Below are 19,714 nucleotides of genomic sequence, written 5' to 3'. Positions count from 1 at the left end.
GAACGCGATTTGCGTACTCATATGGGGAATCGCGGTTCGCAAAACGCTTATGACAATCACGGGGGATTTTCCGAAAAGGAGGGCCGAGAAATCACCGAACCCGAACGGAATGCCGACGAAATCATCGAAGACCTCGAACGTCGAATCGAACAAGCAGCGTCACAGCGGAAACCGATACCCTGCGACGAGCTGAGCGCCGAAGCCAGCGACCATCTCGAAAGTATCCGACGACGAGCAGATGGCCAGTAATGCGAATTGAACGAGTATTTCGAACGTGAGACCGAGAGGCGCTCAGCCGCCGAAAACAAGGCGCTCGCTCTCAGGGTCAAGTTCCGCGACCCCGCCGACCGGAACCGGAATCGCGGGCGCAGTGTGGCCGAAGTCCACGTCGAAGACGACCGGCGCGTCGGGGTTGTACTCGGCGACCACCTCCGCAATCGTCTCGCGCTGATTCTCGCGGTACTCCGCACGGGCCTCCGGGCCGGGGTCTTCGAAGAGATTGCGCGCCTTCGCGCGCCCGACGAGGACGCCCGCGAAGCGGGAGAGCAGACCGCGCTCGCCCATGCCGATTAGAATCTCCCGGACGTGTATCGCATCGGGCAGTTCCTCGGACGTTTCGAGCAGGAGAATCCGGCCGTCCAAGTCCTCGGGTGCCGGGAGGAAGCGGCCGGTCCGGAGTTGCATGTCGAGCGATTCGAGACACCCGCCCCACGTTCGGCCCGAAACCGCGCGGTCGGCCCCCCGCCACGTCAACCCCGGATTGGGTTCCATCTCGCGATGCTCGTCCAGATTCTCGGGGTCGGCCCAGTCCAGGTCCTCGTCGGTGAACCGCTCTGCGGGACGAATATCGCCGAAGGCGTCGAGGTCGTCGGCGAAGAACGCGCGTTCGAGATGCTCGACGGTGTAGTCGTGCATCGACCCCTGCATGGCGAGGTCGGTCAGCACAGTTCCACCGTAGAACGAGACGATGCCGAGATTCCAGAGGTAGCACGCGAGGTTGGTGTTGTCGCTGATGCCGTAGAATCTGGTGGGGTTCTCGCGCAGCACTTCTGGGTCGAGATGCTTTAGGATTCGAATCTGGTCGAATCCGCCGAGGGTCGTGACGACGCCCGAAATCTCGGGGTCGGCGAAGGCGTCCATCACGTCCCGAGCGCGCTTCTCGGGGTGGTCGTAGAGGTACTCGCTGTCTTTCGTCGCGGTCGGGAATTCGATGGGTTCGAGGTCGAAGACTTCGCGGAGGCGTTCGAGTCCGAGTTCGTAGACGTGGGGGTAGTCGGTCGCTCGGTTGGAACCGGGCGCGACTATCGCCACGCGGTCGCCGGGTTCGAGCGCGGACGGGACGACGAAGTCGGTCATGGTCGAACAGTTTGGTGTCGGCTTCCGTAGGAGTTTCGGAGCGGTGGTCGAGACATCGGCGACGGCGAGATTGTCGATGAGAACGCTACTGTCGGACAGCGTCACCGAGGCCGTACGCTCTGTTTTGTGTTCTTTCGTGCTTCGTGAGCCTTCTCTGCGGCGTCCGAGTCTGACCAGAGGCCTGCACCCTCACGGATGCTCTTGCTCAGGTCTCTTAGTAAGCTGATTCGCATACAAGGACATTGCGGTGACTTTTCGACCGAATTCGCAATCCTTGCCGTAACTGAGAGTTATAAACTCCTCCAAGAATATGACTCTAACACATGACCGACCGCGACGACGAGCCGCGCTTCGACACCCGGAGCCTCCACGCGGGCCACGGTGCCGACCCGGCGACGGGGGCGCGCGCGCCGCCAATCTACCAGACTACCTCCTACGCCTTCGAGGACGCCGAGCACGCCGCCGACCTCTACGCGCTCGACGCCGAAGGCGACGTGTACTCGCGCATCTCGAACCCCACGACCCGCGCGCTCGAACGGCGACTCGCGTCGCTGGAGGGCGGAACCGGTGCGGTGGCCACCGCGAGCGGGATGGCCGCGCTCGATTCGCTCACGCTCGTCCTCGCCGACGCGGGCGATAACGTGGTCTGCTCGACTGACACCTACGGCGGGACGACTGCGTACCTCCAACACACCGCGAGCAAGCGCGGCGTCGAAGCCCGATTCGTGGACACCCTCGACTACGACGCCTACGCCGACGCTATCGACTCGGACACCGCCTACGTCCACCTCGAGACGGTCGGAAACCCCTCGCTCGTCACGCCAGACATCGAGCGCGTGGCCGAGGTGGCACACGACGCTGGCGCGCCTCTCGTCGTGGACAACACCTTCGCCACGCCGTACCTCTGTCGCCCGCTCGAACACGGTGCGGATGTCGTCTGGAACTCCACGACCAAGTGGCTCCACGGGAGCGGGACCACAGTCGGCGGGGTGCTGGTAGACGGCGGGAGCTTCGACTGGGAGGCCCGCGCCGAGAAGTATCCCGAACTCGCGGGCGACAACCCCGCCTACGACGGCACCGACTTCTCGCGGGACTTCGCGGGGGCCCCGCTCGCGGCGGCCGTCCGATTCCGCGCGCTCCGGAGTCTGGGCAATCAGCAGTCGCCGTTCGACGCGTGGCAGACTCTCCAAGGGCTGGAATCGTTCCCGCTCCGGATGGAGCGCCACTGCGAGAACGCCGCCGTCGTCGCGGAGTACCTCGAAAATCACGACGAGGTGGCGTGGGTCGCCTACCCCGGACTGGAGAGCCACCAGACCCACGACAACGCGAGCGAGTATCTGGACGGCGGCTACGGCGGGATGATAGCGTTCGGACTCGAAGGAGGGTACGAGGCCGGGAAGACGTTCTGCGAGCGCGTCGAACTCGCGAGCTTCCTCGCCAACATCGGCGACGCGAAGACGCTCGTGATTCATCCGGGAAGCACGACTCACGGCCAACTCTCGCCCGACGAACAGCGTGCCGCGGGCGTCTCGCCCGACCTGATTCGGCTCTCGGTCGGCATCGAGGACCCCGCGAATCTGCTCGCCGACTTCGAGCAGGCAATCGAGACAGCTACCGACGCGGCGGGGGTGCGAACATGAATCGGACCTGCGACACCACCGACCTCGGGGAGTTCGAGTTCGAGTGCGGCCGGACGATTCCCCTCGAAATCTCCTACGAGACCTACGGCGAGTACGACGGCGACAACGCGATTCTGGTGTGTCACGCGCTCACCGGGAGCGCCCACGTCACCGGCCCGAACCGGGGCGCAACGGACGGACAGGCCGCGGCGTGGTGGAGCGACGTAGTCGGGCCGGGCAAGGCCGTAGACACCCGCGAGTACTTCGTCGTCTGCGCGAACGTGCCGGGGTCGTGCTACGGCACGACCGGTCCCGAGAGCGAGGACCCCGAAACCGGAGAGCCGTACGGCACCGACTTTCCGGCCGTGACCGTGACCGACTGGACTCGCGCGCAGGCCCGACTCCTCGACCACCTCGGAATCGGCCCCCTCCGCGCGGTTATCGGCGGGAGCGTCGGCGGCATGAACGTCCTGGAGTGGGCGAAACGCTATCCCGAGCGCGTGGACCGCGTGGTTCCGGTCGCCACCGCGGCCCGCCTCGACCCCCAGATTCTCGCCATCGAGGCCATCGCGCGCCGGGCCATCACGAGCGACGACGCGTGGAACGGCGGCGACTACTACGGCGTCTCCGGGAGCGACGCGACCGGAGGCTCGTCGGACTCGTCCGACGGCGAGGACCGTCCGAACCCCGAGGAGGGTCTCGCGGTCGCGCGCCAGCTCGGTCACGTCACCTACCTCTCGAAGGATTCGATGGACCAGAAGTTCGGTCGGCGGTCGGCCGGGATGGTGATTCCCGACGGCTTCGCGCCCGACGACCCCGCGGGCGAGTACTTCCCCTACCGGGAGGTCGAGTCGTACCTCGACTATCAGGCCGAGAAGTTCGTGGAGCGATTCGACGCCAACAGCTACCTCTACCTCAGCAGGGCGATGGACGACTACGACCTCGCGTCGGGCTACGACTCGGACGCCGACGCGCTCGCGGGGTTCTCCGGCGAAGCCCTCGTAATCAGCTTCACCGGCGACTGGCACTTCACGGTCGAGCAGGCCGACCGACTCGCGGCCGCCTTCGAGTCGGCGGGCGTGGACGTGGCGAACCACGTCGTCGAGAGCGACCACGGCCACGACGCCTTCCTCGTCGAACCCGAGGAGGTCGGGCCGCCGGTTCGGGACTTCCTCGCGGCGGGCGTCGATGGCAAGGCGGTCAGCGACACCGACGAGGACCGGGAGTTCGCACCGGTCCACACGAGTCTGTTCGGGGATTAAGCGTCGAGACCGCCGCTCCGGTCGTCGGTATCGCTCGCGTTCTCCGAAAGTCGCTCGTCGCCGTACGGCGAGCAGTTTCGAATCACCGAGACAGTCCGGTCGTCGCCGAGGTCGCCGGTCGAGGCGAACGCCGCGACGAGCGTCCCCTCGTCGACTGACACCGTCTCGTTGCCCGCGAGCGTCCGGGTCGCGCTGCTCGCGGACGTGCCCGTGGGCGAGACGTTCACGGAGACCGTCTTCGCGACGTACTCCGTCTCTTCGGGCGCGGTGTACGCGACCTCGCTCTCGTTGCAGTCGATTCGAATCCCGGGGTCGTCGTCGGACTCCGTCGCGGTCGTGCCCTCGTCGCTGGCCGACTGTTCGGTCGCGACCGAACAGTCGGTCACGGCGGTCGCGACGACGCCACCGCCGTCCGTCGAATCCTTCGCGAAGACGAACACGATTCCCTCGCCGTCGAGCGCGACAGTTTCGTTCCCCGAGACTGAACCGAGGGTCGAACGCGACACGTCGTTCGACGACGGCGTGATGTTCGCGACGGTCACCGTCACCTCGTACCGGAAGTCCTCGGAAGCCGCGAGTTCGACCCGGCTTCGATTACAGTCGACCTCGACTTCGACCGGTGTTTCGTTCGTTGTCATGGTTGGAATCAGTCTCTGTTCGGACTCACCGCCGTGGCTTCCCACCCCGTCACCCGCGGCCGGGGCCGCCGCCAAGAGGCTTCCCACCAGCAACCCCGCGAGTAGGAGTGCAGTCGGGCGGTTCGGCAAGCGTGACATAGCACTACCACGCTGGACGGTCACAAACGGTTTCCCCTGCAGTTCAGCGTCGGCCGCGTTGAAATTGGCGTCGAGGACTCGGTATCGAAGCGGGAGCTAACAGAAGTTCTGAGTCGCGTACACTTTCCCCTCGGACGTGACGTACACGCCGATACCCTCGTTGTTCCACGCCTCGGTCAAGATGTTCTCGCGGTGGCCCTCCGAGTTCATCCACCCGCGAACGACTCCCTCGGCGAGTTCGTCGGCGGTCGTGTACCGGACGGTGCCGTCGTCGGTCGCGACGTTCGCGTCGTAATACGTGTACGCTATGTTCTCGCCGCCGGTGTAGTATCGGCTCTCGTCAATGTACGCCCGGCAGTCGTAGCCGAACTCGTCGTACCGGTCGCTTCGCGTCTCGCCGTCGGGCGACTCGTGGCTGAAGTAGTCGTTCTCGGCCATGTCCTCGCTGTGAGACCGAGCGATTTCGCGGAGGTCCGTATCGAAATCGACCGCACCCAGTCCGTGGTCGCTCCGGCGTTCGTTGACGTGTTCGTGGACGAGGTCCTCGATCCGGTCCCTGTCGAGGTCCGAGAGCGGGGTGCTCTCGTCCGATTCCTCCCGGTCGTCGGCCTCGCCGTCCTCCTCGTCGGCCCCTTCGACGACGAAATATCCCACGCGTTCGCCGAGGTGGGCCGTCTCTCTGTCGGCGCTTCGCTCCTCCTCGACCTTGACATCGACCGACGATCCCCCAAGGTTCCGGTACCGGACCGAGCAGGTGTTCGACCCGCGAAACGTCTGCACGTCGGCGAGTAACACCGGCTCGCGGTAGTCGCCGTCGAACTCGATGGTCTCCCACCCGTGGCCCACGCCGGAGCGCGACCCCGCCTCGAACGCGCGGCCGTCGAGCGTCCCCGACCCGGGTTCGACCGCGAGGTAGCCCACGTCCTCGAAGCGGTGGGGACCCTGAGCCTCCTCCTCCTGAACCCGGACCGCCGCGCCCGACCGGGAGACGCCCCGGTTCCGGGTCACCATCGGTTGCGGACCCGCGACCGTCTGGGCGTGCGTGAACACGAGCGGCGTCGTCGCGAACGCCGAGTCGAACTCGAAAGCAGTCCAGTCGTGGTTCGTCCGCACTCGCCCGACTTCGAGTTCGAGGTCACCGACGCCGTATCGCCCGGGGTCGGTCGCGACGCATCCCACGGTCTCCTCGCGGTGTGGGCCGTCGAGGTAGAGCCACTCCTCGACCGCGATGTCGAACGCCGAGTCCGTGACGTTCCGGAGACGCGGAGACGCGGGTTGGGGTCCTCGATAGGATAGTGCGGGGGCGACGACGACCGGATCCGAGTGCGAGTCGGAGAGTCGAACCGTCTTCCAGTTCTCGTCGACGGTGACCGCGGTCGCGTCCACGGCCGGACCGTTCGGACGTGCCGATACTCGGCCCCCGAACCCCACTCCGAGAGCTCCGACCGCACCAACGGTTCGGAGGTAGTTTCGTCTGCCGAGCAGCGATGCCTCTGGGCTACAGTCGCGTTCTCGCTCGCGTGCCATGCGCGGTCAAGTGCTTCGGCCGGTCCCCTATCAACGTTCTGTTGCCCGCGGAACGTCGGTCGCGAACAGCGTCTCCGCGTTCGCACAGCACCGAAAAAATAGACCGGTCAGTTCGGGTAGTCGCTACAACGCGACGGGCGCGACCATGGCGTCGTTGTCCTCGTCGTCCTCGTCGTCTTCGTCATCGTCATCGTCGCCCTGGCTCTGGTCCTGGTTGGACTCGACGTTTATCGACGAACTCGAACTCTGCTCGTTGCCGTCACCGTCTTGGCTCTGCTCGTCGTCCTGCTCGATGTCCACGTCGGAGCTCTGGCTCTGTTCGTCGTCGCCGTCAGCGTCCTGTTCGCTGTTCTGCTCGACGTTGCTCTCCTGTTCGACGCTCTGCTCGTTGTCGTCACCGTCGGACTCCTGGTCGATTTCCTGCTCGACTTCGGCGTCCTGTTCGGCCTCCTGTTCGTTGTCGTCGCCCTCAGCCTCCTGCTCGGCCTCTTGGTCGACGTTGCTCTCCTGTTCGGCGTCCTGTTCGTTGTCGTCACCGTCGGCTTCCTGCTCGACCTCGTTCTCCTGTTCGTTCTCCTGTTCGACATCCTGCTCGTTGTCGTCGCCGTCCGCCTCTTGTTCGGCCTCTTGCTCAGCCTCGTTTTCCTGTTCGGCTTCCTGTTCGTTGTCCTCGCCGTCAGCCTCCTGTTCGGCCTCGTTCTCCTGTTCGTTCTCCTGTTCGGCTTCCTGTTCGTTGTCCTCGCCGTCAGCTTCCTGTTCGACCTCTTGCTCACCTTCGTTCTCTTGCTCGGCTTCCTGTTCGTTGTCCTCGCCGTCGGCTTCCTGCTCGACCTCGTTTTCTTGCTCGTTCTCCTGTTCGGCCTCTTGTTCGTTGTCGTCGTCCTCAGCCTCTTGCTCGACTTCCTGTTCGTTCTCGTTCTCTTGCTCGGCTTCCTGTTCGTTGTCCTCGCCGTCAGCCTCCTGTTCGGCCTCGTTTTCTTGCTCGTTCTCTTGCTCGGCTTCCTGTTCGTTGTCGTCACCGTCCTCGACTTCCTGCTCGGCCTCCTGCTCGTCCTCGTTCTCTTGGTCGGCTTCCTGTTCGTTGTCGTCGCCGTCGGCTTCCTGCTCGGCTTCGTTCTCTTGGTCGCTCTCCTGTTCGGCCTCCTGCTCGTTGTCGTCACCGTCTTCGACTTCCTGCTCAACGTCCTGTTCCTCTTCGTTCTCCTGTTCTAGGTCCTGCTCGTTGTCGTCGCCCTCAGCCTCTTGTTCGCCCTCGTTCTCCTGCTCGGCTTCCTGTTCGGCCTCCTGCTCGTTGTCGTCACCGTCTTCGACCTCTTGCTCAACGTCCTGTTCGAGTTCGTTCTCCTGTTCGCCCTCTTGTTCGTTGTCGTCGTCCTCAGCTTCCTGTTCGATTTCGTTCTCCTGTTCGCCCTCCTGCTCGTTCTCCTGCTCGTTGTCGTCACCGTCCTCGACTTCCTGTTCGCCTTCCTGCTCGGCCTCGTTCTCCTGTTCGGCCTCCTGTTCGTTGTCGTTACCGTCCTCGACTTCCTGCTCGCCCTCGTTCTCCTGCTCAATTTCCTGCTCGCCGTCCTGCTCGTTGTCGTCACCGTCTTCGACCTCCTGCTCGTTCTCTTGCTCGGCCTCGTTCTCCTGTTCGCCTTCCTGCTCGTTGTCGTTACCGGCGTCCGCGCCGATACTCAGGCTCGCGTCACCTTCGACTTCCTGTTCGAGGTCGTTCTCCTGTTCGCCCTCCTGTTCGTTCTCCTGCTCGTTGTCGTCGCCATCCTCGACTTCCTGCTCGTTCTCCTGCTCGCCTTCGTTCTCCTGCTCGGCTTCCTGCTCGTTGTCGTTACCGGCGTCCGAAGCGATACTCTGGCTCGCGTCACCCTCGACTTCCTGCTCGTTCTCGTTCTCCTGCTCGAACTCCTGTTCGTTCTCTTGGTCGTTGTCGTCACCGTCTTCGACTTCCTGCTCGTTCTCCTGTTCGGCCTCGTTCTCCTGTTCGGCTTCTTGCTCGTTGTCCTCACCAGCGTCCGAACCGAAGCTATCGCTCGCGTCACCCTCGACTTCCTGCTCGTTCTCGTTCTCCTGTTCGACCTCTTGCTCGCCGTCCTGTTCGTTGTCGTCACCGTCCTCGACTTCCTGTTCGTTCTCCTGTTCGGCCTCGTTCTCCTGTTCGTTCTCCTGTTCGTTGTCGTTACCGGCGTCCGACCCAGCACTGAAATCGGTGTCACCCTCGACTTCCTGTTCGTTCTCGTTCTCCTGTTCGACCTCTTGCTCGCCGTCCTGTTCGTTGTCGTCACCGTCCTCGACTTCCTGTTCGTTCTCCTGTTCGGCCTCGTTCTCCTGTTCGTTCTCCTGTTCGTTGTCGTCACCGGCGTCCGAGCCGATGCTCAGGCTGTCGTCACCCTCGACTTCCTGCTCGTTCTCGTTCTCCAGTTCGGCTTCTTGGTCGCTGTACTGCTCGTTGTCGTCACCGTCGATTTCTTGGTCGTTCTCTTGGTCGAGTTCGCTCTCCTGTTCGTTCTCCTGTTCGTTGTCGTCGCCGCCCTCGATATCCTGCTCGTTCTCGTTCTCGATGACGTTAGGCTCCTCGTCGTCCTCGTCTTGGAGCTGGTCGGCGTCCTGAACGTTGTCGTCACCGTCGATCTCCTGGTCGTTCTCTAGGTCAACCTCGCTGTCTTGGTCCGACTCTTGACAATTATTGTCGCTGTCCTCGTCGATATCTTGGTTCGAATTTTGAATGATGTCAAGCAAGCGGAGCAACTGTTGGCGGTTGTCGTCGCCGATCTCGATTTGCGTATTCGACACCACAGCATCGACATCGTCTTCCGCGTCCTGACAGTTATCGTCCTGTGCGACTGCCGCTCCAGCCATTCCGAAACTGACCACGCTGACCATCATTACGATGGCGAGCGTGAGTGCGACCGCACGTCCCGTTCTGGTCTCGTTTGCTCTCATAGGTTCCTACTGCGGCACTGGGACCGCAGGAGGTTGCACAACGAACCGTGGTTTTGTTATTGGCACTCCCACACATCAATAATCGGAATTTCTACCGAGGAGGATAACAGTAACGACCAGTAAATCGGGTCGCAAGCAAAGAAACGTCCATCTCGAATAGCGGAAACGTGTGTTTCAGGAGTAGTATCAAACGCTCGAACGCGCCAACACGTCGATTCGAACCAGACTCAGGACAGAATCATGCGACATTCTAACACGCCCTCTTCTGGTGATTGGACGACGGTAAGCGAGCATACACTCGGTTCAGACGCTCATCCTTGACGATGTCTATGCTCGTAACGTTCGTTCACGGAGACCGGTACGCCACCGGACGGACGCGGCCGAGGCCGGAGCGCGACGACTGCTCGTTCGGCGATGCTCGACTCACTGTCGCCCGAAATGTCGCGGCTCTCGCTACGAAATCGCTGAGCGATAGCCGCGATTGGACTCCCCGACTGTAATCGATGCCGGAGCGAAAAACGCCACGGCGGTCCGTGGTGCCTGTCGCCGATACAAAATCGCGTCAGCGAGCGGGCGTCCGTCGTTCGTGGACGGCGGCGTTCGAAGTCGTTCGGAAAAGTGAGACCGGCCTACCCGATGGTCGGCGAGGTTACGATGGCGTCTGATTCGTTCCCCGTTCCTTCGTCGGACGGTTCGGCGTCTTCGCCGGTCTCCGTCTCCTCGCTGTCTCCGTCACTACTCTCGCTTTCGTCGTTCTCCTCGGACGGCGAGTCGCCCTCGTTCTCGCTTTCGTCGGATTGGTCTTCTTCGCCCGCCTCGGCGTCCTCACCCGACGTATCGTCCCCCTCGGCTTCGCTCTCGTCCGACTGGTCGTCTTCCGTGGTCTCGTCGTTCGACTCGTCTCCGTCCGTCCCCTCGTTCTCGGCGTTGCTTTCGTCGGCATCTGAGTCATCCGTCTCGGCGTCCGATTCGGACTCGCCTTCATCGGCCGACGACTCGTTTCCGTCGTTGTCGGCGTTTTCTTCCCCTGCTTCGTTATCGCTTTCTTCCTCGTTGTCCTCGTCCGCTTCCTCGTCGTTGTCGTTTGCTTCCGCGTCGTCACCGTCATTTTCCTCCGACTCGGTCGGTTCATTCGTTTCCGATTCGTCCTCCTCGGCGTTCTCATCCGACGGCGGTTCTTCGCCGTCCGTCTCTTCGGTCTCCTCGGGGTCGTCGTCTCCGCCGTCGCTTGCCGGTTCGTCCTCGTTTTCACCGTCACTCGACGACGATTGTTCGTCAGTCTCGTCGCCGGGTCCGTCGGCGCTACGGTCCTCGTCGTCGCTCGTCGTCGAATCCTCCTCGGTGTCGTCTTCCCCGGTCGTCGATTCGCTCTTCTCCGCGTTCTCGCTGGATGTCCCTCCTTCTTCCGTATCTTCTCTGGACCGGTCTTGTTCCTCCGCGTTCTCGTCCGGCGAGTCGTCACTGTCGTCCGTCTCGTCGTTCGACGACTCGGCATCCTCGGAGTCCGAAGTCGTCGAGTCGCGTTCGGATTCGTCCGTCTCGGTGTCCGTCGATTGCGTCTCCTCGACGGTCGTCGGTTCGTCCGCTTCGGAGTCCTCGTCCACGGACTCGTCCGTCTCGGCGTCTTCGTCCGAAGCCTCACCCGCCTCGGTCTCCGTCGAGGATGCCGACGCCGCTTCGCTCGGGTCCGCCGTCGTCCCGGACGTGTTCCGCGACTGATTCTGGGTCTGGTTCGCCGACACCGAACCGGTCTGATTCAGCGACTGGGTGTTGTTGTCGCCGGTCTGGTTCTGCACCTGCGACTGGTTCGCATCGACCGAAACGCGCTGGTCGGCCGAATCGTTTTCGAGCGTCTGGTTCTGGGACTGGCTCTGGTTCGAGCTAATCGTCTGGTTCTGAGATTGGGTCTGGTTCTCACCGCCGCTCTGGGTGGCGTTCTGCTCGGCTTCGACGCGCTGGCTCTGATTCTGAGTCTGATTGAACTCCTCGCCGCCCTGAGACTGATTCTGGCTCTGATTGACGGCCACCGACTGATTCTGCGTCTGGTTCGCGGAGGCGTTCTGCTGGCCCTGCGTTTGATTCTGCGCTATCGTGACGTTCTCCGCTTGGGTCTGGTTCTGACTCCCGTTCTCGTCCTGCTCTTGGTTCTGATACTGCTCGGCATCGACCGATTGGTTCTGAGACTGGGCCTGGTCGTCCTGGACCTGTTCCTGTCCCATGTAGACGACGTTGGTCCGTTGGTACTGGGTCTGAGTCTGGTTCGTCCCGTTCCCTTGGGTCTGGTCGCCGTTCTGGTCAATCTCAATACGCTGTTCCTGAGACTGTCGGTTCGAGTCGTTGCCAGCCGACTGGTCCTCGTCCTGCATGAAGAAGACGGTGAACACCTGCGTCTGGGTCTGCCGTTGGGAATCGTCCTCCTGATTCTGCGAAGACGATTGGTCGGAGTCGATGAATTGGTCCTGACTTTGCGCGTCGTCTTCGCCGTCTTCGATTTGACTCTCGTCTTGGACGAAGACGATGTTCAGGAACTGCATCTGCGTCTGGTCGTTGTCGGTGCCGTCGCCCTGCTGCTGGCACTGATTCTGCTCGACGTAGATGCTCTGGGATTGGGACTGCACGACTGCCGAATCGCCCGACTGCTGTTGCGTCTGGTCCCCGGTTATCCCCTGATTCTGTTCCTGGTGTTGGTCGCCGTTTTCCTGGCTTTGACACTGATTCTGGAAGATGAAGACGCCCTGCTGTTGTTCCTGTTCGTCACTTCCCGTGTCCGTTCGGTCGTCTTGGTCGTCCTCACCTTCGTCACTCTCGTTTTCGTCTCGGTCGTTGTTCTCGTCGTCCTCATTGCGGTCGTCTTCGTCTTGGTCGTTCTCGTCACTCTCATCTCCGTCTCGGTCGTCCTCGTCACTTTCGTCTCCGTCGCCCTCGCCTTCGTTGCGCTCGTCTCCGTCGTTGTCGTCCCCGGTCTCGTCGCTGTTTTCGTCTTCCTCCCCGCCAGTTCTCTCGTCTTGGTTATCTTCCTCGGTGTTCTCGTCTTGATTGCGGTCGTTAGTCCCGTCTTCACCACTTCCGTCCGAATTGCTCTCGTCTTCGTTACTCTCGTCCGAACTGCTTTCACCTCCGTCGCTCTCGCCATCGCTCGCCTCGTCTTGGCCGCGGTCCTCGCCTTCGTCCGACTCACTTTCGTCTCCACTCTCGTCCGGAGTACCGTCGTCTACCTCGCTGTCGTCCGCATTGCTCCCGTCTCGCTCGCCGTCGTCGGCCACCGACTCGTCGTTTTCTGACGGATTGCTCGCTTGTCCGTCGCTCGCGTCGTCCGACGAGGCGTCACCGCCGTCCGGTTCGTCGTCCTGGAACGATTCGTCGGCCGCCGAGTCGTCGTTCTCGGTCGGGCTATTCGCTTGCCCGTCGTCGCGCCGCTCGTCACTGCTCGCGTCGTTCTCGCCGACATCGGCGTCCGATTCGGAACTGCCCTCGCCGTCGCTCTGCCGGTCGGAGTTCTGGTCTCCCTCCGGGCCGTCGAACACCTCCTCGGTGACCTGCTCGTTCGCGCCCGCTCGGCTTTCGTCGCTCGACGGTTCGTCTTCCCCAGCATCCGCTTCGCCGTTTTGCTCCGACTCATCCACCTGAGCGTCGTTCTCGACGCCTTGTTCGTCCTCAACGCCTTGTTCGTCCTCGACGCCTTGTTCGTCCTCGACGCCTTGTTCGTCCTCGACACCTTGCTCCACATCGCCCGTTCGTCCGTCGGAGCGTTCGCTCTCGGACTCGTCCTCGTCGGCAATCAGTTGCCGGTCGAGTACCTGTTCGACTGCTTCGAGGAGGCCGCCTTCGGACTGCCGGTCGAGCGTCTGTTCGATTTCTTCGAGCACACCGCCTGCAGACTGCCGGTCGGCCTCCTGTTCCAGCCCTCCGGACGTGCCGGTGAGCAGGTATGCCGCGCCAGCGGCCGACTCGCCCTCGCCGGGCGCGCCGACGAGAACGTCGTCCGTCCCGTCGCCGTTCGTGTCACCGACACCCGCGACGGACGCGCCGACCATGCCGCCGGAGCCTTCGCCCTGAAGCTTCGCCACCTTCAGTTGACCCGCCGTCGAACTCCCGTAGAGTAAGTAGGCAGCACCGCGCTGGTCGTGATTCGGCGCACCGATGAGGAGGTCGGCGTAGCCGTCGGCGTCTATGTCGCCAGCACTCCCGACCGACCATCCCAATCGGTCCCCGGCCGATTCGCCTTGAACACGCCCGCCAACGTCCGCGAGGTCGACGACGCCCGAGAGCGAGTCGGACTCGAACGCGATGTAGCCGGTGCCAGCGTTCGGCCCGCGGTCGTCGTTGAGCGGCGCGCCGATGGCAACCTCGGCGCGGTCGTCACCGTTGACATCGCCCACGCCACTCACGGAGAACCCGGCGTTGTCACCGGCGTTCGAACCGACGAACTTCACGTCGGCGTCGGCGAGACTCGACTCGCCGCGAACGTCCTCCGAGACGAGGTACGCGGCCCCGGAGTCGTTTCCGGCCGGGCCGTCGTGCCATCTGGCACCGACGACCGCCTGCGCGTCACCGGTCCAATCGACCGACCAGCCAGCGAGGTCGCCGTTCTCCTCGCCGACGAGCTTCGCGTCCGCCCCCGAGAGGTCGGCTTGGCTCTCGGCTGACTCCAGCGAGAGGAGGTACGCGGACCCGTTGTCAGGGCTCCGTTCGTCCGTCGGAGCGCCGACGACGAGACCCGGTTCGCTGGCGTTCGAGACGTTGCGGGCCGCGACCGACCACCCTGCACGGTCGCCCTCGGCTTCGCCCGTCGCTTTCGCGTCGGCGTCGGCGAGCGAGACCGTTCCGGAGAGCGAGCGCCCGTCCTCGAACACGTAGACCGCGCCCGAATCCCCGGCGCGTGGTGCCCCGACGACGAGTTCGGACCGGTCGTCCCCGTTCAGGTCGCCCGTCGCGACGGAGAAGCCAGCCCAGTCGCCAGCGTCCTCGCCGACGAGTGTCGCGTCGGCCTCGCTGACATCGAGGTCGTCCGTATCGACGGGACCGTAGAACAGATACACCGCACCGGAATCGTTTCCGGCTCCGTCGTTGAACGGCGCGGTGACGACGACATCGTCGATGCCGTCGCCGTTCACGTCGCCAGCGTTGGTTACCGACCATCCCGACTGCTCGCCGGATTCTGCACCCGTCACCTTTGTCGAGCTATTTTCGAGGTCGACCAACCCCGTGGGCGTCATCGACCCCTCGTCGTCCTGACTACCGTTCTGTGCATCGACTACGTCGGTTTCACCGTCTGAAACTCCCGTCGGTTCAGCGAACCCCACTCCCGTAAAAAGGACACTGGTCACGACGATGCAAGCGAGAAGCACCGCGATAGCCTTTCGTCGCGCCGGTCCGTCTTCGATTGGTATCATCCCTACGCCGAACTAGTCACTAGTTCCACACATTGTTATTCGCAGGTCGCAGTAACCGTAATCTAAATTACCAGTGCGAATACGGACGCCATAACGCGGTCGACGACCCGGTATTGGAGAATTCCGGGCGTCCGCTGACCGCCCGGAACGCGTCTCGCTACATCCCGAGCAGTTCCTCGGCGCGCTCGCGCTTTTCGTCTGCGTCGAGTCCGTCGGTGTCGAACGACCCCTTCGACACCCAACCGTCCATCCCGTAGAAGAGGACGTGAGCCGTGCCGTCGGCTTCGAGTATCCACGACCCGACGGTACCGGCCTTCGCGTTCGACCCGAGCGCGAGCGAGTCGGTCCACGCGACCGACTCGCTCGCGCCGAGGCGCTCGACTTCGGACTCCGCCATCGCGCGGTCGGGGAGTGATTCCAAGACGCTTGGTTCGGACATATCTCCGGCGTTGCGCGTCTGTCACAAAAAACACCCGTCTCGAAGTTCGGCAGGAACGAGACGACCCGGACTACGGACGACCCGGACTACGGACGACCCGGATTACGAACCGCAGAGATTGGAAGGAGGCCACGACTTTCTTTGCGGACGGTGCCGTTTCCGGGTCGCATGCGCGAACCATTCGCCGTACTTCTCGCACTCGCGCTTCTCGGGGTGGGACCGGCGAGCGCGGGCGCAGGCGCTGGAGCGCCTGCGCCCTCACTCGGAGAGTCGAACGCGCTCGACGACTCGGACGGAGAACTGCGCGTCACGCACGCCAGCGTCCAGACCCAAATCGCGTGCGACTTCGAATCGCTGTACGACGAGACGATAGAGTCGGTCGTCACCGTGCGGGTCAGCGGCCAGAACGCGAGCGGACTCGGGTCGGGATTCGTCTACGACGAGTCAGGGCACGTCGTTACGAATCAGCACGTCGTCGGCAACGCCTCGGAGGTCGAAGTCCAGTTCGACCGCGGCCAGTGGCGGACCGCCGAAGTCGTCGGCACCGACGCCTACAGCGACCTCGCGGTCCTCCGAGTCGGGAACGCACCCGACTACGCCGACCCGCTCGGGGTGAACGCGAGCGAACCCGAACCCGGCCAGCGAGTCGCGGCGTTCGGAAGCCCGCTCGGGCTTCAGGGAACCATCACCGACGGCATCGTGAGCGGAACGAATCGGTCGATGCCCGCGGTCGCCGCGGAGGGACCGCGGTTCACGATTCCGAACACCATCCAGACGACCGCGGCCATCAATCCCGGCAACAGCGGCGGGCCGCTCGTGAACTGCGCGGGCGCGGTCGTCGGCGTCAACACCGCGAGCGCGGCGGGCGGGGAGAACACCGGGTTCGCGGTCCCGGCGAGTCGGCTCAAACGGGTCGTCCCCGCGCTGATTCAGAACGGGTCGTACACCCACTCGTACCTCGGCATCACCTCGACAGACGTGACGCCGACCGTCGCCGACGCCAACGACCTCGGCGTCAATCGCGGCGTGCTGGTGAACGACGTGGTTCCGGGGTCGCCCGTGGCGGGGACGCTTCGCGGGAGCGACGACAGCAAGCGAATCGACGATTTCGAAATCCCGGTCGGCGGCGACGTGATTCTCCGAGTGGACGGCCAGCGAATCGCCTCGCAGGAGGACCTCGCGAGCGTCCTCACCCAAAAACGCCCCGGAGATACGGTGAGAATGCGAATCCTGCGCGACGGCGAGCGCCAGCGAGTCCGGGTGACGCTCGGCGAGCGACCGCCGCCGGAGGAGGCGTAGCCGTCGCCTACGTGAGCGAGTCGGCGACTCGCTCGCCCGCCTCCAGACCGCTTTCGAGCGCGGCGTGAAGCCGACCCTCACCGGCGACCCAGTCGCCCGCGAAGAAGAGGTCGGCGTCCGCGGCGCGCGCGAGCGCGCCGCGGTCGGCCCCCGAGTCCGGGAGCGCGTTCTGCCACCGAACCACGTCGGCCCAGTCGAACGACCGGAGCGCGTGGTCGTCGAGCAGGTCGGCGGTGCGGTCGGCGGCGGCTTCGGCGATTTCGTCGTCGGCGTCGTCGTGCCGCGCGGCCGACCACTCGGGCGAGGGCTGGACGACGAGCAGGCTCTCGCCGTCGGGGACGTGGCCTGGCTTGCACTCCTCGCGGGCGACCCACCCGAGGTCGTGGGCCTTATCGGTGTTCACCAGCGCGTAGAAGGGCCGGTCTATCGGCCGGTCGTATCGGAGCGCGACCGTGAGAATCGTGCGATACGAGACGCTCGAAATCTCGTCTCGGAGGGCTTCGCGCCGCGAGTCGTCCCACCTCGCGCGGTCGAGCAAGCCCGCGGTCGCGGGCGCAGGCGGGGTGAGAACCACGGCGTCCGCAGTCTCAGGCGTGGTATCCGCGGTCTCGATACGCCAGTCCTCGTCCTCCCGAGAGAGACCCGTGACCTCGGTTCCGAGTCGGACCGTGGCACCGCCCGCGTCCCGGAGGCGCTCACCGAGCGCGGCCACGCCCTCGCGGTAGGTCCACTTGGGTGCGTCGTCGTCGCGGCCCGGCGATATTTCCCCTTCGGCGTCGAACGTCCAGACCGCTCCCTCGACCTCGGCGAGACCGTCGGCCAGTTCCTCGCGGACGAGTCGGGAGACGCGCTCGCTGTCGCTCTTGAGGTAGTTCGCGCCCACGTCGTAGACGCACTCGTCCCGTCGGCGGGTCGCCGCGCGACCGCCGACCGACTCGCGGCGCTCGAAGACAGTTACGTCAGCGTCGGCGTCCCGGAGCGCGTAGGCGGCCCCGAGTCCGGCGACGCCCGCGCCGACGACGGCGACTGTGGTCGTGGTCCCTCCGGTCGTGGGCGCTCCGGTCACTGTCGTATCGTCGGAGCGCGCCGGGAAAAGTGTACTTGCTGACGGGCAGAGAGATACGTGCAGGGTCGCTGACCGGAGGCGTGCCACCGGACCCTGGGCGCGTCACCGAGACCATCGCGGCGAACGACTGACAGTGGAGAGTCACAGAGCCGAGCGAACCGAGAGACGAAGCCGCAAAAACTGAAGTTCGGCCGATACTGTTGCGCGGCCGAGAGGTTTTTATGGTTGACGGGGATTGGTGGTGTATGTACCCTCCGTGCGGAAACCGAGTCCTGAAATTCGTCCGCGACCGGGTCGGCGAGTCGCTGTACGCGGTCAGCGTCTACGACATGGACGACTTTTCGGTGCTGTACCAGCGGCCCGAAATCGAGCGTGTGTTCTCCACCGGTGAAGTCGAAGAATACTTCGACCTCCTCCGGACCGTCCACAGAAGCCTGTACGAAGTCGAACACCTCAACTCGAAAGTCGGCGAACCCCGGGCGAATCTGACCTACTACGAGGGGATGCACGTCCTGCTCCTTCCGGTAGACGAGGTGAACGGCGTCGCAGTCGCCATTTCGAGCGAATCGGGGACGCAGTTCTCCGCGTTCGCCGACGAGTGTCTGCAACGCGCGCGAGCGCCCGTCAACTGAGTCGAATCGCGACCTGCCCTCCCAAAAAACGGCTCAGTCCTCGATGCTGATTTTCGTCTCGTCGTCCTCGTCTTCCGCCTCCAAGAGCGGCAGATGGACTTCCAGCACGCCGTTGCGGTAGGACGCCGTGATTTCGTCGGCCACGACTTCGGCGGGGAGGGTCACGCGCTCGGCCACGCGGCGCGAGCGGTGGAACTGGGCCGCGTCGTCGGTCATCTCGTCGCCCGTCTCGTCGTCGAGTTCGTGTTCGGCCGCGAGGACGAGCGTACCGTTGTCGAACGTGAGGTCGATTTCGTCGGTCTCGAACCCCGGCAGGTCGGCGACGAAGACGTACTCGTCGTCGCGCTTGTCGAGGTCCATGCTGATGTCCGAGCGCCCGCGAGCGGGTACGTCGAGACCGCCGAACGGTCGGTCGGCGTTCCACATTCGGGTCCGGAACTGGTCGAGCATGCGGTCCATCTCCTCGAAGGGGTCGTATCGAGTCATTCTAATTCACCGCACATCTATAGGCTCGGCGAGGAGATAAGGGTGCCGAGAAACAGTGTCTCGCACGCTGAGGCGTCGATATTCGCCAAACAGTCAGTCGAACAGCCCCTCCTCGTCGAGGAGGTCGCGGAGTCGCTCCATCGTGGCGACGACCTCGTCGCACGCCGGGCGAACCGCTGGCTTGGGCACGAATCCGACGGCGAGACCCGCGACTTCGAGCATCGGGAGGTCGTTCGCGCCGTCCCCGACCGCGATAGTTCGACTGATGGGAATCTCGCGCTCGCCCGCGAGGCGTTCGAGCGCGTCGTCTTTCGTCCCCTCGATGAGCGGCCCTTCGACCTCGCCGGTGAGATGGCCGTCCGCGACCGGAAGCCGATTCGCGACGATGACATCGACCGAGACGCCTTCCTTTTCGAGGGCGGCCTCGACCCCGCGCTCGAACCCACCCGTTAGAATCGCGGTGGTCACACCAGCATCGTTGAGTTCCCGAATCACGGTTCCGGCGTCGGGCCGAAGCACCACCTCGCCGAAGGCGGCCTCGGCTTCGGAGACGGGCAAGCCCTCAAGCAGGGCGGCCCGGTCGCGGAGGCTCTTGGCGTAGCTGATTTCGTCGTTCATCGCTCGCTCGGTGATGTCGGCCATCTGGTCCGCAACGTCCTTCTTGTCGCCGAGGAGGACCGTCATCTCCGAGTCCGAGAGCGTGCCGTCGAAGTCGAACGCGACGAGCGTCATGCACGTCGGTTCTCGGGCCGGGGGCTTGAAACGACCGAAAGGTGCGGACGTTGCGCGGGAGTAACTCACTTCGCGCATCTTCGCCGCGGCCCCGCACGCGCAGTCGCACCCGTCGGGTGCGACTGCGCGAGGGACGAGGACCGCACGGACCACTGAAAGGAGCGACGAGAGCCGCAATCGGTTGGGA

General features: G+C 64.1%; 13 protein-coding genes. 4 read left to right on the top strand and 9 right to left on the bottom strand.

The genetic code is table 11. The annotated features are described in order from the left end of the window. Positions 1 to 291: 291 nt before the first annotated feature. Positions 292 to 1,356 carry a S66 family peptidase gene (locus EKH81_RS01875; protein WP_132058029.1) on the bottom strand — a complete coding sequence of 355 codons (1,065 nt, stop codon included), beginning with the start codon at positions 1,354 to 1,356 and terminating at the stop codon, positions 292 to 294. A 323-nt stretch (positions 1,357 to 1,679) separates the two neighbouring features. Here EKH81_RS01875 and EKH81_RS01870 point away from each other — a divergent pair, with 323 nt between their 5' ends. Together EKH81_RS01870 and metX are read left to right on the top strand one after the other, a co-directional pair. After that, on the top strand, positions 1,680 to 2,996 hold the full coding sequence (locus tag EKH81_RS01870) for an O-acetylhomoserine aminocarboxypropyltransferase/cysteine synthase family protein (RefSeq protein ID WP_132058030.1): 1,317 nt from the start codon (positions 1,680 to 1,682) through the stop codon (positions 2,994 to 2,996). After that, complete coding sequence (metX, locus tag EKH81_RS01865) at positions 2,993 to 4,237, top strand: homoserine O-acetyltransferase MetX (RefSeq protein ID WP_132058031.1); 1,245 nt, start codon at positions 2,993 to 2,995, stop codon at positions 4,235 to 4,237. The genes EKH81_RS01870 and metX overlap by 4 nt, the downstream gene beginning before the upstream one ends. Here the strand turns inward: metX and EKH81_RS01860 are convergent. The 5 genes from EKH81_RS01860 to EKH81_RS01840 form a co-directional block, all read right to left on the bottom strand. Continuing rightward, positions 4,234 to 5,013: a hypothetical protein gene (locus EKH81_RS01860; RefSeq protein WP_132058032.1), complete on the bottom strand. Its 780-nt coding sequence runs from the start codon at positions 5,011 to 5,013 to the stop codon at positions 4,234 to 4,236. The two genes, metX and EKH81_RS01860, sit on opposite strands and share 4 nt — an antisense overlap. A 96-nt stretch (positions 5,014 to 5,109) precedes the next feature. Continuing rightward, entirely contained in the window at positions 5,110 to 6,399 is a 1,290-nt protein-coding gene (locus tag EKH81_RS01855; protein WP_162224342.1) for a CAP domain-containing protein, read from the bottom strand. 264 nt (positions 6,400 to 6,663) lie between these two features. Continuing rightward, on the bottom strand, positions 6,664 to 9,480 hold the full coding sequence (locus EKH81_RS01850) for a midas domain-containing protein (RefSeq protein ID WP_132058034.1): 2,817 nt from the start codon (positions 9,478 to 9,480) through the stop codon (positions 6,664 to 6,666). Between the two features lie 629 nt (positions 9,481 to 10,109). Beyond that, positions 10,110 to 14,807 carry an integrin alpha gene (locus tag EKH81_RS01845; protein ID WP_162224341.1) on the bottom strand — a complete coding sequence of 1,566 codons (4,698 nt, stop codon included), beginning with the start codon at positions 14,805 to 14,807 and terminating at the stop codon, positions 10,110 to 10,112. A gap of 223 nt (positions 14,808 to 15,030) precedes the next feature. Further along, positions 15,031 to 15,312 (bottom strand): DUF7964 domain-containing protein, encoded by a 282-nt coding sequence (locus EKH81_RS01840; RefSeq protein ID WP_132058036.1) that lies wholly within the window; start codon positions 15,310 to 15,312, stop codon positions 15,031 to 15,033. A 168-nt stretch (positions 15,313 to 15,480) separates the two neighbouring features. Here EKH81_RS01840 and EKH81_RS01835 point away from each other — a divergent pair, with 168 nt between their 5' ends. Then, positions 15,481 to 16,611, top strand: a complete 1,131-nt coding sequence (locus EKH81_RS01835; RefSeq protein ID WP_132058037.1) for a S1C family serine protease — start codon at positions 15,481 to 15,483, stop codon at positions 16,609 to 16,611. Positions 16,612 to 16,618: 7 nt separating this feature from the next. Here the strand turns inward: EKH81_RS01835 and EKH81_RS01830 are convergent, their stop codons facing one another. Then, entirely contained in the window at positions 16,619 to 17,677 is a 1,059-nt protein-coding gene (locus tag EKH81_RS01830; protein WP_132058038.1) for an NAD(P)/FAD-dependent oxidoreductase, read from the bottom strand. Positions 17,678 to 17,922: 245 nt separating this feature from the next. Between EKH81_RS01830 and EKH81_RS01825 the strand changes: the two genes are divergently transcribed. After that, a complete protein-coding gene (locus EKH81_RS01825; protein ID WP_132058039.1) occupies positions 17,923 to 18,309 on the top strand; it encodes a DUF7522 family protein in 387 nt (128 codons plus the stop codon). A 33-nt stretch (positions 18,310 to 18,342) separates the two neighbouring features. On the opposite strand, the gene EKH81_RS01820 is transcribed toward EKH81_RS01825, so the two are convergent. Then, positions 18,343 to 18,795 (bottom strand): Hsp20/alpha crystallin family protein, encoded by a 453-nt coding sequence (locus EKH81_RS01820; RefSeq protein ID WP_132058040.1) that lies wholly within the window; start codon positions 18,793 to 18,795, stop codon positions 18,343 to 18,345. A gap of 93 nt (positions 18,796 to 18,888) precedes the next feature. Further along, complete coding sequence (serB, locus tag EKH81_RS01815; RefSeq protein WP_132058041.1) at positions 18,889 to 19,527, bottom strand: phosphoserine phosphatase SerB; 639 nt, start codon at positions 19,525 to 19,527, stop codon at positions 18,889 to 18,891. Between the last annotated feature and the right edge of the window lie 187 nt (positions 19,528 to 19,714).

This window comes from Halorussus amylolyticus (assembly GCF_004143485.2).
GTDB lineage: Archaea > Halobacteriota > Halobacteria > Halobacteriales > Haladaptataceae > Halorussus > Halorussus amylolyticus.
The sequence above is the reverse complement of the archived record's forward strand: the minus strand, read 5'-3'. Positions and strand labels throughout refer to the sequence as shown.